The sequence below is a fragment of the Paenibacillus sp. SEL3 genome (assembly GCF_054602585.1).
Genome location: NZ_CM137725.1, coordinates 285,105 through 299,240, shown reverse-complemented (window position 1 = coordinate 299,240; position 14,136 = coordinate 285,105). Strand labels below are relative to the sequence as shown.

Sequence of the window (14,136 nt, the reverse complement as noted above, 5' to 3'; positions counted from 1 at the left end):
TATGCTGCAATTGGATCAAATACCTTTAAAACAAATTCATGGCGTGAGTGCTCTCAAAGAGGGAGAGCTTCACGCTTTTGGCATTTTTAACATACAGGATATGCTGGAATATTATCCGTTTCGGTATGAAGATTACCGACTGCGCTCGCTAAGCGAAGTGAAGGACGGAGATAAGATTACGGTACAAGCCAAAATTATGGGCATTCCGGTGCTTCAGCGTTACGGGCGCAAATCAAGGTTGACTTGTAAATTGATGGCCGAGGATTGGATGTTTACCGCGACGTGGTTTAATCGGCATTTCATGAAGGAGCAGCTAACCTCAGGTCGTGAAATTGTGGTGACTGGTAAATGGGACCTCAAACGTATGCAGATGACTGTTGCAGATTCTGAGTTTCCTGATAAAGGAGTAGCCCGCTCGGGGACACTTCAACCGGTGTACTCTATAGGCGGCAAGATTACGCAAAGCTGGATGCGAAAAACGATGAATCAGACGCTCCAGCAGTTTGGTGAAATGATCCCCGAAATATTGCCTGAGTTGCTTGTACGCAAATATAGTATGATGCCGCGCAAGCAGGCTATTGCGGGTATACACCAGCCTCAGGACAACCGCGAGGGGCAAGAGGCTCGTCGGCGAATGGTGTATGAGGAGCTATTTTTATTTCAGCTGAAAATGCAGGCATTCCGGGCGTTAAATCGTGGTCGAGCGGACGGGGTGGTACATACAGTGGATAACGCCACGATTCGTGAATTTGTAAGGGCTTTGCCTTTTGAATTAACGGATGCACAGAAGAAGGTAGAGCTTGAAATACTGCACGATCTACGCTCACCTTATTGTATGAACCGTCTGCTTCAGGGGGATGTTGGGTCAGGTAAAACAGTTGTTGCTGCCATCGGTTTATTTGCCACAGTACGTTCCGGTTTTCAGGGAGCGCTGATGGTGCCAACCGAAATATTGGCCGAGCAGCACATGCGATCGCTTCACAAGCTGTTTGAGCCCTTTGAAATCAGCGTTGGTCTACTGACTGGGAGTACAACCGGGAAGAAGCGTAAGGAACTGCTAGCTGCTCTCCAAATGGGTCTGCTGGACATTGTAGTAGGCACCCATGCTCTCATTCAGGAGGATGTATATTTTCGTCAGCTTGGGCTTGTTGTAACGGATGAGCAGCATAGATTCGGAGTGAACCAGCGAAGTGTACTGCGTCGCAAAGGCTATAATCCCGATGTGCTGACGATGACGGCCACACCGATCCCTCGTACGCTGGCCATCACTGCGTTTGGCGATATGGATGTTTCTACGTTGTCAGAGCGGCCGAAGGGGCGTATTCCAATTTCCACCTATTGGGTGAAGCACGAACTGATGGATCGGGTACTTGGTTTTATTTCCCGCGAGGTAGACCAGGGACGGCAGGCTTATCTGATTTGTCCGTTGATTGAAGAGTCGGAGAAGCTAGACGTACAGAATGCCATCGATTTGCATATTCAAATGCAGCAGGCTTTTCCACATTACCGCGTTGGGCTATTACATGGACGGATGACTCCCGCAGAAAAGGAAGAAGTTATGCGTTCTTTCTATGCGAATGAAATTCAGTTGCTCGTTTCAACGACGGTTGTGGAGGTAGGGGTAGACGTTCCCAATGCGACACTAATGGTCATTATGGATGCGGATCGTTTTGGACTATCCCAGTTACATCAATTACGTGGACGAGTCGGACGGGGTGCACATGCCTCGTATTGCGTATTGATCGCTGACCCTAAGTCGGAGGTTGGTCAGGAGCGGATGAAGGTTATGACCGATACGGACGATGGTTTTGAGGTGGCTAGACGCGATCTGGATTTGAGGGGGCCGGGTGACTTTTTTGGTACCAAGCAGAGTGGGCTACCCGAGTTTCGTTTAGCAGATATGGTAGCGGATTTTGAGGTGCTGGAAATGGCGCGTGAGGATGCAACTGATCTGATCAAGGATGCGTCCTTTTGGACATCTCCGCAGTATGAAGCATTGCGCGGTTATTTGCAAAAAGAGCAGATTTTTCAGGGGGATCTCATCGATTAATCCACCATGAATTATGAGATTGTTTTAAACGTTTTAAACAGATAGGCACAATGGACAGGCTGGCCGTCATATATTTGGGAATGACCGAATGATATGGGAGGTGTGGCAACATTGAGCTATCAGCAATATGGAATCAGTCCGCAACTGGTGGAGCGGATTAAGTTGAAAATGAAGAATCGTGCGCTCAAGGAGCGGGTTAAGCAGCAGATTGAAGGTGTGACTAAAGCGGACCTGCAAAATAAAGCGAAGGTGCGTCATCTTGTGAAGTCCACTTCTGCTATTTTAAACGAGCGTTTGACGGCTGCGCAGGAGGAGCAATTGACCGCCTTCGTATTGGCACAAAAAATTGATCCGTCCAATACATTTCATCTAATCAAGCTGTGGGGAATGTTCCGTTGATTGCTATTTGAAGAGGTGCTTCAAAGCATTCTCCATGTTTTTTTGTGAAGCACAGATAAAAAAAGGATTGCCTGATATCAGGCGATCCTTTTTGGTTTGTTTTAGTTCATTCCCCGGGCAATAGCTAGTGTGCACTTATCATGAGACTTTTTATTTGTAATGACCGCCAATTTTGATAGAGCGTTCCATGGCCTGCCCGGCATCTGTTAACGATGATGCTCGCATGATGATGGACTGACCATACCGATCCTTTAAAGTGTCCGTCACCTTTTCCAAAGCACGGGATCGCTCCTGATCCTCAAATAAATCCAACTGATATAGTTGATCATCCACCAATCCGCTTAAAGTAACCCCTGCGCGCTTCACGGGCATATGATTCCAAAAAGTATAAAAGATTTTTTTAACGGTTTCATATACTTTTTGGGTATGGTTTGTAGGATCGGGTATCTTCATTTGTCGGGAGAACCCAGTTGGTGCCTCGTAGGGACTGCATATACAATGAACAGTCACAACTGAGCCCATATATCCTTTGCGGCGGGCGTCCCGACACACCTCTTCTGTTAGTTCAAGCAGGATGGTTTCCACTTCCGCAGGCTGGAGATAGTCGCGGGGAAGAGTCATCATATGACCGATGGATTTGGGAGGTGTATTAAATGTTTCCGGCTTGACCGGGCTGTGATCGATCCCGTTAGCAGTTCGCCATATCACCTCTGCCTGAATATCGGACTGCTTGCCGAAATGAGACCGGAATCTGTCCTGTAGCCGGGGTAAGGGGGTACGTGCGATATCTCCAATAGTGTGTAGTCCAAGCTTCTCCAAATGCCGTTCCATACGCGAACCAATGCCGAACATAAGACGTACTGGCTGAGGCCACAGCAACGCTGTAATATCGGATGTAGGCAACAAGAAAATGCCACTGTCATTTTTTTAGCCCATATATCTGTCGCGTAGACAAACTAATTATGCACGTAATTAGTTTGTACATAATTAATGCTTTTTTCTCTACGGAATGATGGCTTAGAGAGTTTTAGTCTTAGATTGATGTACATTATTCTTCGAGCAATTTCCTAGTTGTGTACAAAATCTGGAGATTGTATATTGAAAGAGAGCTGTTTTAGTAGGGGGAAATACTATTGGAATTGCACCATAAAATCGAAGAATTAGAATATGAGAATTTTTCTTTTGGTGTAGATGTAGCATTTGCAGAGTATTGGATAAAAAAAGAGAGAGCTACTAGAAAACATGCCGTTATTGTACTGAAAAATAAGCTTGATGGGAAAATGATTGTACATCCTCTAACAGCCTTTATTCAATGGAGGTGGAAATATAAGGAGTACAATACTCAAAGATTGCATGGTGTTCATCTGTCTCAATTCTTAAATTACGTACTTATCAAGAAAAAAAGAAAATATGAATTGAAATCTTTGTCTGAACTAACAAATAATCATGGAACTGACTTCTTGAATTATCTACTAAGCAAGGGGAATGCAAATGTCAGTGTTAAAAATGTGGAGCGTACATTAAGGTGTTTTTATAACTTCTTAGCTGAGAAAGATTGTTTAATTCATGATATTGTTCTGCATCCATTTAATCCAATGTATTCAAAAGAGTTTGCTTATGATATGGAGAGGGGGAAATTAGCAATCGAACATACGCTGCCCAATAAATATATATTCGTTTTTTTGAGGACTGCTTTATCGATATCTCCATCCATTGCATTTGCAATATACCTTTCTATTTTTGGGGGGCTTCGTGCAGGCGAAATCGTTAACATTAGGGTGAATGATCTGCGACCCTATGGTGATGAATATGGAAAAGGAGGACTGCTGATTCTTCTAAAAACGCAAAATCTGAGAACGGACATTAAAGATACTTCGGGAAGTTCCAGAGTGAAAAGAGATAGGAAGCAATTTGTTTATTCTGTAAAAAATATGCTCTCTGTTTTGTATAAGCTCCACTTAAATAATTTGCAAAGAAAACTAGGTAGTGAATTTAGTGGAAGTTCTCCTCTCTTTGTTAATGCTAATGGAAAAGCTTTAACAGGGAAAAGCTTACGAGATAGGTTTGGTAAAGTGAAGGAGGCTTTTCTTAAGAACCTCACTTCGTCAGAAAATCCAAATGATATGATTACTGCTATAAACCTGCAATCAACGAAATGGTCTTTTCATATAGGTAGAGGAACTTTTACTAATCTTTTGGCTAGAGCGGCTGTAAATCCTTACGATATTGCTTTGCCTAGAGGTGATAAAAATATTCCCTCCTCATTAACTTATATGAGTAACAGTGAGGAAATGAAACTAATCTTGGAGGATCTGATCGATAGTATATACAAAGAATAGTGAAGGTGAGAGCATGAAGTATTACACTATTGAACAAGCCTCAGAAAGGCTGAAGATTGAAAAGAAGAAGCTAGGATGGTGGTTCCAAAATAGGTATAATCCATTAGAAGTAATCTCTGGTACGAAAATTGAGAAAATTAATGGGAGATTGCTAATCAAGGAGACAATAATTGAAGCTTATGAAAATTTTCTGAGTTTTTACATAACAGTTGCAGAAGCTGCTGCTGATCTGGGATGGGAGCGTGGTGTATTAGAGAATTGGGTCACTCGTAATCGCAAAGAGATCAGAATTAAGAAGATAGGGGGTACCAATTATATATATAAGGATGATATTAAACCTCTTCGAAATCTTAGTTTTGACATAAGTGATTGTATGAATACCAAAGAGATTGCGGCTGAGTTAAAAATACATAGATGTACTGTCCTTGATGCCCTCCATAAAAACGAAATTGCTGGTGGTTTTATAGTTAAAGGTCATTTTTACGCACCAAGGGAATCTGTTGAAGAATATAAAAATAAGTATTTAAAAAATATTAGTGATTTAGATGATTATTATTCTATAGGCCAGGCAGCTGAAATATTAAATTATTCTCCTGATTCCGTACGTACAATGATAAGAAGTCCGAAGGTTGAACTCACTGGAATAAAAAATATGCGAAAAAACTCTTATTTCTTATTAAAAAGTGATGTCCATCAGTTTAATGATTTTATAAATGAAATACCTTACAAATACTATACAGTTAAACAAATTATAAAGAAGTTTAATCTCCATCGCTGTTTTGTAAACAGGTGTCTTAATGAAAATTTGCATGAGCAAACTAAATGGGTTGTACTTGTCCAACAAATCGAAAGAGTTATTTTAAAGTCTGATTTTGAAGCTTTATTTGAAAAGTTTGATAAATATAGATTGGAAAAAATGACAGATCCACATTTGATTTTTTTAAACGTTGCTTTGAAGATAGAAGTTCCTACCTATCTTACCCAAACTAAGAGTTTATATTTTGAATTTGTTAATTTGAAGCAAAATACTTCGAAAGCTAGTAAAGATTCGCAAAGAATGAAGGCAAGAGAATATGGTTTTTTACTTCAATACCTAATGAAGCTTGAAAAAGAACTTTCTTACTTTACAGATTCTGAACTTAAATGGCTATTGCGTACAACTGTAAATACAAATTTAAAAAGGAATTTAATTGGTTTTTTATTGTATTTACAAGAACAAACTTCGACAGTTTTTGTGGAGAAATACAGAATTTCAGAAAAACAATTGAAACCTAAAGAAAAAGATATTTATTCCTATGATGAATTCATTAGTATTCAGCAATATTCAAAAGACATAGAACATCATATTGGGCATGCATTGAGGAGCAGGAATTATGCGGCTACCTGGCTTTACATTTCTTTACATTTAACTAATGCTTGGAGGTCTTCAGATTTTTTGAGGTTACCTACTGTAGATATTTCATTAATCGGTATTAATGATTTCAAATGGTTTTACGAAGGTAATCGCCTGTCGTCTGAGCAGTCTCAAAGAATTGTAAACCAATATGCCTATACTCGTTTAAAAGTTTCTAAAACCGGTGCTCTCAATCGTTTTCTTATAAATTTCGAAATGCTTATCCCGATTGCGACAATGATTGTTATTTGTGAGCTTCATCGAAGAAAAAAGAATGCCCGACATCTCCTTACATCAGGAAGAAGCATTAGTACATTAATTAAAGGAAACCTTCCCACTTTTCTACCCTATCCACTTCAGTTTGGAAGTATGAAAATGAATCGTTCCTTTATGACGTATTTATTTTATAAAGCAACAGAAAATACATTTACACAAGGAATTGCTCTAGAGTTAGTACAAAATAGTCGCCGTCATAAGAGAAATGACTCTACTGCTCTGTATGTTCAATCTGTAAATAAGGATGGAAACATATCAAATATAACAGTTAATTTGTGTAACAGAGGACATTTTGGTTATCTTTATAATTTGCTAATTGAAAGATCTTATATGCTTGCAAAAAAAGAAATCAATGATTCGCTAAATGAAAGATCCCTTAAAATTCAAGAATTCAAATCAATTTTTAGTACTCCATATGAATTGGAAAAATTCGGTTAATTATTAAAAGAACAATTTGAAGAAAGAGAATCTCTCGCTATAAGAGTATCTCTAATGACAACAGACGAAGCCAGTGAAATACTGAATAAAGTATATGAAGATAAAATGCCTGGTCATACGGAGCATACTCAATGTTTTGTACATCCTAATTGTATTCATCCAACTGCAATAACTTGTGTTGGATGTCCTAATATGATCCCCAAAAATTATTTGTTGATAAGTGTTTCAAATGAGTTGAAACGGCGGGTTGGAATACTTAAGTATACGGTTAAGTCCTCAATTGCTTGTCGGGAGAGAGCTTGGATAAACAAGTTGTTAATACTTTTACAAGAAGCAACTAACACGTTTGGTATAGAGTACACCAAGACATTTGTTGATTATGAAAACTTACTATTAGATATTGCAGAAGCTTACCATAATCAACATGGCTTATTAAAATAATAATTATAGGGTGATGTTTGTTGAATGTTCATGGGTATATTAAAGAAGAGTATGTCACAGATTTAGGCTATGAAAAGTTTGTGAATTCTTTCGAAAACATAACTTTTAAATTGGAAGATTTACAAATTTACATTGATAAATTTATAGAAATAAGATCCAGTGGAAGAATAATAAATACTAACTTTAAAGATGATGAATGGATTTTGAATGCTCAAAAAAACGAATCAAAATCTTTAATTAGATTCAATACTAAATTATCCACTGAAATGAAGCTGTTACTTAAATGTTTTACTATATTAGGGATCATTGAAGGACATGTTAATGCATATACGCAATTACGTATTAAATATTTAAATGAATGTTTACTGCAATGTTTTGGCTATCAAGCAGAGTCTGAAAAAAATGTCATAGCATTTGAAAGCTGGCTTCTTTCAAAAACCAAACCTTTACTTTCTAAATTAGGACCAATTCTCAATCAATTTTTAAACTTTTATAATCCCATTTTAAAAAAAGAACTTTTAGAAATATCAAATCAAATTTGTATATTTGTTGATGGTGTACGAACTCTGCCTAATTTTAAAGATACCTTGATATTTGATCATATTATTACGGATTTCCAGAAGACATGGACCGATTACGAAAAACTGATTTTTTTCCCAATTATCTTGTGGTGGCGTGTTACTCTTGTTATTCCTATGAGAGTAATTGAATTCTGTTCACTTGCAAACGATTGTATTACTGTAGATTCTTCTAATCGATTTCTATTAAAAATTCCTAGGAAAAAAGTACGCGCTAAAAAACAAAACGAGATAAATATTGCCGATGTTCTTGAACTTAATGAAGATTTGTTCAATTTAATTTTAGAGTATAAGGAAACAACTCAGGATTTCAATAAAACCCCCTATTTGTTATCTTATGATGCCTACTGTGAATCTCTGAGAGTGAAGAAAAGCAACGGGAGACAACTTCGCAAGAATAATATTGATATGTTTGGAACTCAGCAACTATCTTCATTATTAGTATACTTCTATGAAGAAATTGTTGAAAAAAAGTACAATTTCACATTAGAAAAAATAAAACTTCTAGATACCCGCCATTATGCTTTTTGTAATATGATGCTACAAGGTTTTAATATGTTAACCATAGCTCGGATAGGCGGACATAAAACGCTTAATGCTCAAATGCATTATTTTAGTCATCTCGAAAATTTAAGTCAATCCTCGATTCAATTTTTAGCAGAACAACACAACAAATTTAGTTCTCTACCCGATCAAAGTTCACTAAGATCTGAAGAAAAGATTATTAAGGCTAAATCTTTGTTAAAAAGATATACAGAAGATGAAATAAAAAATTTCTTCTCTATGGAATTTGGTTACTGCACTTTTAATCCGGAAAAATGTCCAGTAGGTGACTGTAGACACTGTTCTCATTTATATATTCCAGCAGATCAGTTTAATTCTCAATTAATTTATTGGTTAAACGATGAATCAATTAGACTTACTAACTTGATCAAAGAACAATTGGAACTTATGAAAAGTATTACGTGTAACATGACATACAATTTTGGAACATTTGAGAGCGATCCTATCGCGCAGTCTGAGCTTAGTTTCTTAGCGGCAAATTCTAAGAAACTAAGAGAGCAAAAAGCTCAAAATGACGCTAAGCTCAATTTAATTTTCAGAGAAGGAGCATTACATGATGAAGAATAGAGTTGGTAAACCAAAGCAATATTCAATAGACCAGTTAGATTGTTTGCTACTAAAATATGTTGAAAATAATCCCTCAACAACAATTACATATATCGATTTGGAGAGAGCTACTGGAGTAGGACGCAATACATGGTCTCGAAATATGAAAGAAAAAATAGAAAATCTCAATCGCCCGCCATCCATATTAGAAAAAGGAAATGAATCTTCTCTTCCTCTTCCTAATATGGATGAACTGGTTAAAAATAATATTGGTAATCAACAAAAATTAATTCAAACGTTAAATCAAGTAAACAGTATTATTCAGAAACTATATGTTAAAGCTAAAAGTGTTCACATATTTGAGCAGGAGATTGAAGATTTGAATAACAAGATAATAAAAATTAATGAAGAACTTATTGTGGAAAAAAATAAAAATAAATTATTGAGAGAACAAGTTGAGCATTTTAGCCAAGCCTATCGTAATATTGCTGTTACTTCTTCTTACCCCGATTCAAAATTAAAAAATGTATTTGACTTCAAAAAAGGGGATAAAAAGAATAAGGATAAAATTATGACTGATTTAATCGAACAATTTGATATGTTTAGGCCAAAATGAAAAAAAGTTATGAATTTATAGGAACCCATATTTTTATTTTTTCAAAATGTCTTAATGTATGGAGATAAAAAGTAATGGGTTCCAGCTGTTAAAAATAAGCGTGAGTGATAATTTTATGAGAATAAGTATTTGAGAAGAGGATAGTAGAAACTTGCATATTATAAGTAAGTAAGACCTTCTAAGAAAATTCTCATTTCTACCAAGTTGATCAAGAAATTAGACGCTTTGTATGATGAGTTAATAAAACTAAAAAATGATAAAAAAATAGCCTATCTAGACTTTTGTCTTGTAGGCTATCTTTTTTCTATATGAGAATCTATTGTAACTAAAATATTGTATGCCAATTGTTGAATCAATTGAATATCATAAATAGATCTCCTCGATAACAAGTCGTTTAAGCTGTCTATAACCTCTTCTTTTGCTCTTTCATCTTCAGAGAAGTACTTATCATTGTAGAATCTAAAAAACTCGTCAGGAGTGGATTCGAGAGCTTCTAAAATTCTTTCCAATGTTTCTAAGGAAATATTCCTTTCACCTCGTTATATTCCTCCAATATAGGGCTGAGGCAAGCCGACTTTTTCACCCAGCTGCTCCTGGGTGTAATTTTTGCTTTTTCGGATAGCTCTAATTCGCTCTCCTACATAATCAGTAATATGAATCCCCACAGTAACCACCTCTCTTAACAGATTAGGTAAGTTTCAGTCAGGATTACAGATATTCATGTTATATATTTTTATTTGAAATTATACAGTTTAAGATCTATATTGTTTATGAGCAACTACGAAGAAATTAGAAAGAAAAGGTGATTAAACTTCTATGAATAGCTTGCCTAAGCCAATTGTTATTGAAAATGTTCTTCAATATAAAATGCGCGGTAAAGTAGCCTATCAAAGTTACTTAGCTGCTTCAACTGCACTAAATGCTACTTATGTAAAGCATTACGATCATCCTGCTGGTAAAGGGTATCAACGGCCTATAGATTCTAAAAGAAGTACTGATTTTGCAATATATTTATCTAAAGGTGACGATGCTTTATTTACACCTGTTTTGTTAAATGCTGCTGGGAATTGGGAATTTTCAGCTTACGATAATATAAGAACAAATTATGGAAGACTTATGTGCAAAGGGAAAGCATCCCTGATGGATGGACAACATCGTCTTGGTGGTATTGAACGTTATATTCAAGAAACTAATGCTGAATTAAATATCCCTTTCCTAGCTTTCCACTATCTTGATGAAGATGAGGAAATACAATTATTTGATACTATTAATACTAAAGCTAAAGGTATTGGGACTTCTTTAAGTAAATATTTACGTCGAAATTCTGATGAATATAGCTGGATTGCAACAGAGCTAATCACTCGTCCTGAGAGCCCCTTTCACAACATCGGCAGCATTGTTGGTAAACGTACACGTGGTCGCCATATTACTCTTCAAAATCTGTATCGAACACTCCAGTATCTTTTTAAAGAACAAAAACTGGTAGCAATGAACAACGAAGAAAAATATCAAATCGCTTTGAATTATTATCGTTACATCAAAGATATTTTCTCGAAAGAATGGATAGATTACGGGGACTATCGTATTACTCATATTGTTTGTCTTGATGCCCTTTCTATTGCCGGTGGCAAGATTTTGACCAAGAGTATAAATGAACGTGGTAGATTAGATTATAATCTGATGCACAAGCATGTAAAAAAACTTGCGTCAATGAACTGGTCCTCAGAAGGTCCTTTAAAATATGTTAAAGGTATTAGTGGATCTAAATCTTTGGCGATTGATTTAATTGATATGATGTTGTTGTCTTCAAATTAATGAGTGTCCAAAGAAAATACAATTTTTACATTGAACATACTTTATGTTGGTTAGATAACGAGAGCAAGCCCTTTTGATGGGACTTGCTCTTTCATGAACTATATCAATTTTTCCATAATCATAACGTCTATATATTGGCCGTCCATAACCCCTTGTTTTTCAAAAACACCGACTTCACGGTAACCAATCTTCCGATAAAGCCTCTGACCTTTTTCATTAAAAGGAAAGGTGAATAGGACGATCTTATAAAAATTGTTTTTCTTAGCCTCTTTCTCTAATTCCGAATGAAGGGTACTACCAACGCCTTTACTGCGGAAGGTTCGGTCTACGTAAATCGATAGGTCTGCTACACCATCATAAGCACAACGATGAGAATAACGATTTAAAGAAGCCCAGCCAACCACAATTCCGCCTGATTCTGCGACTAAAACAGTGTAGCGACCTTGATGTTCCCTTAACCAGTCAACCATATAGTCGAAGTCTTTGGCTTCCGTCTCTAGTGTAGCTATCCGATCTTCAATCCCCTGATTGTAAATGTCTAGAATACGATCCAGATCTTCTGAGGTTGCTGTTCGAACGTTCAATATTGGCATACTGATCCCCCACCCATAAGCACATTAGGCTTTCTTGGCCTTTATGATCGCTGAAACAATGTAATTATCCACGTTTGCACCAGGTACCCAATCTTTGATGAATGACTTGGACTCATCTTTAGGCTCGATGTTAATACTCGTAAATCCACTTTGCAGAAGCATGGATTTCACTTCTTCCAATGAAGAGGCGCCGGAAATACAACCGGAATACAACTCGTTCAGATCGTTTTTTATTTCAGAAGGAAGCTCTGCGGTGGTAACAATATCGGAAATTGCTAGTCTGCCGCCTGATTTTAGAACACGAAAGGCTTCGTTGAAGACCTGCTGTTTATCCGGTGAAAGGTTGATCACACAGTTGGAGATAATCACATCTACTGTGCCATCTGCTACTGGGAGATGTTCGATTTCTCCTAGACGAAAATCAGTGTTTGTGAAATTCCCCTTAGCTGCGTTACTGCGGGCCCGACTGACCATATCTGGGGTCATATCGACTCCGATGACTTTACCGTTCTCTCCTACTTGTCGTGAGGCCAAAAAGCAGTCAAATCCACCGCCGCTGCCCAAATCCAAGACGATTTCACCGATCTTTAATTCAGCAATAGCTTGTGGGTTGCCACAGCCAAGCCCGAGATTTGCACCTTGGGGAACAGCTGTTAACTCATCTGTGGAATAACCCATTTGTGATGAGAGGGCATCCACATCAGACGGGGCCCCACAGCAGCTACCTACTGCGGGGGGATTGACTTCCTTAACGGCAATTTGTTGGTAATGCTTCCGTACATTTTGGCGAATTTCATCATTTGTAGGTTTATTCATCGCAAAACACTCCTTTAAATTGGATAGGTGGAACAGGATTTTAACAGCTATTATGTTTTAGTTAGCAGCAAGGCGCGCAGCAGATGGAGGTTTGCACTGGCTTAGGAAGAAAAAAGTCAAAAGACAACCGGCTTTTTTTAGAATTTGCATTTGACCATTTCCAAACGGATTGAGATCGGTGCTGCTTTTCCAGTTCATGAGCTTTCATCAGGTATTCTGCAACATAGATGTTTTCATTCATTTTTAATACCTCCAACGATATGAATTCGATAATTGTAATTTGCAAGTATAAGAAGTGAGTATTATCCTTTCACCGGAAAACAGCATTTGCTGGATTGAGCCATAGCATCATTAAAGAGTTTTACGGACCGAATCACCGTTTCTCGTTCAAAGTCGGTCAAATATGAAAAAACTTCGTTTAAGTAGTCATTCATTTGTGTGTCAATGGTGGTCGCTACATATTTACCTTCCACGGTGAGGGATAAGGTATAGACTCTACGATCACTAGGGTCCGGCGTTTTCTCGACCAGATTCATCTTGGTTAAGCTCTGAACCTGTCTACTAAATGTGGTGATATCGGTTCCAAGGGTTTCAGCAATTTGCTGCATGGAAGGTTTATGCTGGCGACCAATTTCATAAAGAATATGGCTTTGAACCGGAGAAATTTCGTGCCCACCAACCGTACAACAGTTTTTGTTCAGTAAGCCTAAACGACGGGTCATGTTTTGAAATAACTCTCGTGTATTTTCCATGTATGTTTCACCTCATGCCTTAGTTATATATTATTAACTTGCAAATTGCAAGTAATGTTCCTGGTTGATTTCAAAATGAATTTGAATTAGCATATAAGCATACAGTTATATGAATGGAGGGAGGCTACGCATTGGAGCAACTTGGTTATATAGCCGATCATTTAAAGCTATTGGGGGATAAAACCCGGCTGGCGATGCTTTCTCTATTGAGAGAAAGAGAATGGTGCGTCTGCGAATTTGTAGATATCTTTGATATGTCGCAACCTGCCATTAGCCAGCATTTGAGAAAATTAAAGTCGCAAGGGATGGTAAAAGAAGAAAGACGAAGTCAGTGGGTATACTATTCCTTAAACGTAGACGACAAACCACACATTCAAGCTGTTCTTGAGTGTATGCCGGATTCAAAGCGGATTTTAAAATGGCTGAATAAAGAGGGACCTATAGCAACTTGTGGACCGGATTCCTCAGGCTGCTCTCTCTAAAGGTTGTTCAGTTTATCTCCTTGTGGAGGATAAATGTT

15 protein-coding genes and 1 pseudogene are annotated in these 14,136 nt (G+C 37.5%); 9 read left to right on the top strand and 7 right to left on the bottom strand.

The features are described from left to right. Position 1: 1 nt before the first annotated feature. Positions 2-2,050 (top strand): ATP-dependent DNA helicase RecG, encoded by a 2,049-nt coding sequence (recG, locus tag ACYCS5_RS01560; protein WP_459760699.1) that lies wholly within the window; start codon positions 2-4, stop codon positions 2,048-2,050. Between the two features lie 111 nt (positions 2,051-2,161). Beyond that, a complete protein-coding gene (locus ACYCS5_RS01555; RefSeq protein WP_013310877.1) occupies positions 2,162-2,449 on the top strand; it encodes a stage VI sporulation protein F in 288 nt (95 codons plus the stop codon). Positions 2,450-2,599: 150 nt separating this feature from the next. Here ACYCS5_RS01555 and ACYCS5_RS01550 read toward each other — a convergent pair. Next, positions 2,600-3,396 (bottom strand): annotated as a pseudogene (locus ACYCS5_RS01550) (DinB/UmuC family translesion DNA polymerase); the annotation flags it as partial. A 186-nt stretch (positions 3,397-3,582) separates the two neighbouring features. On the opposite strand from ACYCS5_RS01550, the gene ACYCS5_RS01545 reads away from it, so the two are divergent. The 5 genes from ACYCS5_RS01545 to ACYCS5_RS01525 are packed head-to-tail and all read left to right on the top strand — an operon-like array spanning position 3,583 to position 9,640. Beyond that, entirely contained in the window at positions 3,583-4,788 is a 1,206-nt protein-coding gene (locus ACYCS5_RS01545; protein ID WP_238437751.1) for a site-specific integrase, read from the top strand. A 13-nt stretch (positions 4,789-4,801) separates the two neighbouring features. After that, a complete protein-coding gene (locus ACYCS5_RS01540; protein ID WP_459760698.1) occupies positions 4,802-6,895 on the top strand; it encodes a hypothetical protein in 2,094 nt (697 codons plus the stop codon). A 54-nt stretch (positions 6,896-6,949) separates the two neighbouring features. Next, positions 6,950-7,336 carry a hypothetical protein gene (locus ACYCS5_RS01535; RefSeq protein ID WP_459760697.1) on the top strand — a complete coding sequence of 129 codons (387 nt, stop codon included), beginning with the start codon at positions 6,950-6,952 and terminating at the stop codon, positions 7,334-7,336. 20 nt (positions 7,337-7,356) lie between these two features. Further along, complete coding sequence (locus ACYCS5_RS01530; RefSeq protein ID WP_459760696.1) at positions 7,357-9,045, top strand: hypothetical protein; 1,689 nt, start codon at positions 7,357-7,359, stop codon at positions 9,043-9,045. After that, on the top strand, positions 9,035-9,640 hold the full coding sequence (locus ACYCS5_RS01525; RefSeq protein ID WP_459760695.1) for a hypothetical protein: 606 nt from the start codon (positions 9,035-9,037) through the stop codon (positions 9,638-9,640). The genes ACYCS5_RS01530 and ACYCS5_RS01525 overlap by 11 nt, the downstream gene beginning before the upstream one ends. Positions 9,641-9,933: 293 nt before the next feature. Here ACYCS5_RS01525 and ACYCS5_RS01520 read toward each other — a convergent pair whose 3' ends face one another. Continuing rightward, on the bottom strand, positions 9,934-10,149 hold the full coding sequence (locus ACYCS5_RS01520) for a hypothetical protein (protein ID WP_459760694.1): 216 nt from the start codon (positions 10,147-10,149) through the stop codon (positions 9,934-9,936). 30 nt (positions 10,150-10,179) lie between these two features. Beyond that, the gene (locus tag ACYCS5_RS01515; protein ID WP_459760693.1) at positions 10,180-10,305 is read right to left on the bottom strand and encodes a helix-turn-helix domain-containing protein; all 126 of its coding nucleotides are present in this window, start codon (positions 10,303-10,305) and stop codon (positions 10,180-10,182) included. A 151-nt stretch (positions 10,306-10,456) separates the two neighbouring features. On the opposite strand from ACYCS5_RS01515, the gene ACYCS5_RS01510 reads away from it, so the two are divergent. Further along, positions 10,457-11,455, top strand: a complete 999-nt coding sequence (locus ACYCS5_RS01510) for a DGQHR domain-containing protein (protein WP_459760692.1) — start codon at positions 10,457-10,459, stop codon at positions 11,453-11,455. 98 nt (positions 11,456-11,553) lie between these two features. Here the strand turns inward: ACYCS5_RS01510 and ACYCS5_RS01505 are convergent, their stop codons facing one another. The 4 genes from ACYCS5_RS01505 to ACYCS5_RS01490 form a co-directional block, all read right to left on the bottom strand. Next, positions 11,554-12,048, bottom strand: a complete 495-nt coding sequence (locus ACYCS5_RS01505) for an arsinothricin resistance N-acetyltransferase ArsN1 family A (RefSeq protein ID WP_040103015.1) — start codon at positions 12,046-12,048, stop codon at positions 11,554-11,556. A gap of 24 nt (positions 12,049-12,072) precedes the next feature. After that, a complete protein-coding gene (locus ACYCS5_RS01500; protein WP_165179181.1) occupies positions 12,073-12,864 on the bottom strand; it encodes an arsenite methyltransferase in 792 nt (263 codons plus the stop codon). Between the two features lie 61 nt (positions 12,865-12,925). Beyond that, entirely contained in the window at positions 12,926-13,105 is a 180-nt protein-coding gene (locus tag ACYCS5_RS01495) for a hypothetical protein (RefSeq protein WP_040103017.1), read from the bottom strand. Positions 13,106-13,166: 61 nt separating this feature from the next. Continuing rightward, positions 13,167-13,616, bottom strand: coding sequence for a MarR family winged helix-turn-helix transcriptional regulator (locus ACYCS5_RS01490; protein WP_459760691.1), 450 nt, complete (start codon positions 13,614-13,616; stop codon positions 13,167-13,169). A 131-nt stretch (positions 13,617-13,747) separates the two neighbouring features. On the opposite strand from ACYCS5_RS01490, the gene ACYCS5_RS01485 reads away from it, so the two are divergent. After that, the gene (locus ACYCS5_RS01485; protein ID WP_459760690.1) at positions 13,748-14,098 is read left to right on the top strand and encodes an ArsR/SmtB family transcription factor; all 351 of its coding nucleotides are present in this window, start codon (positions 13,748-13,750) and stop codon (positions 14,096-14,098) included. Positions 14,099-14,136: the final 38 nt, after the last annotated feature.

What these genes read in the sequence shown, in the direction of transcription:
- recG (WP_459760699.1), top strand. Translation starts at nt 2, where the DNA reads ATGCTGCAATTGGATCAAATACCTTTAAAACAAATTCATGGCGTGAGT.
- ACYCS5_RS01540 (WP_459760698.1), top strand. Translation starts at nt 4,802, where the DNA reads ATGAAGTATTACACTATTGAACAAGCCTCAGAAAGGCTGAAGATTGAA.
- ACYCS5_RS01535 (WP_459760697.1), top strand. Translation starts at nt 6,950, where the DNA reads ATGACAACAGACGAAGCCAGTGAAATACTGAATAAAGTATATGAAGAT.
- ACYCS5_RS01525 (WP_459760695.1), top strand. Translation starts at nt 9,035, where the DNA reads ATGAAGAATAGAGTTGGTAAACCAAAGCAATATTCAATAGACCAGTTA.
- ACYCS5_RS01510 (WP_459760692.1), top strand. Translation starts at nt 10,457, where the DNA reads ATGAATAGCTTGCCTAAGCCAATTGTTATTGAAAATGTTCTTCAATAT.
- ACYCS5_RS01505 (WP_040103015.1), bottom strand. Translation starts at nt 12,048, where the DNA reads ATGCCAATATTGAACGTTCGAACAGCAACCTCAGAAGATCTGGATCGT.
- ACYCS5_RS01500 (WP_165179181.1), bottom strand. Translation starts at nt 12,864, where the DNA reads ATGAATAAACCTACAAATGATGAAATTCGCCAAAATGTACGGAAGCAT.
- ACYCS5_RS01495 (WP_040103017.1), bottom strand. Translation starts at nt 13,105, where the DNA reads ATGAATGAAAACATCTATGTTGCAGAATACCTGATGAAAGCTCATGAA.
- ACYCS5_RS01490 (WP_459760691.1), bottom strand. Translation starts at nt 13,616, where the DNA reads ATGGAAAATACACGAGAGTTATTTCAAAACATGACCCGTCGTTTAGGC.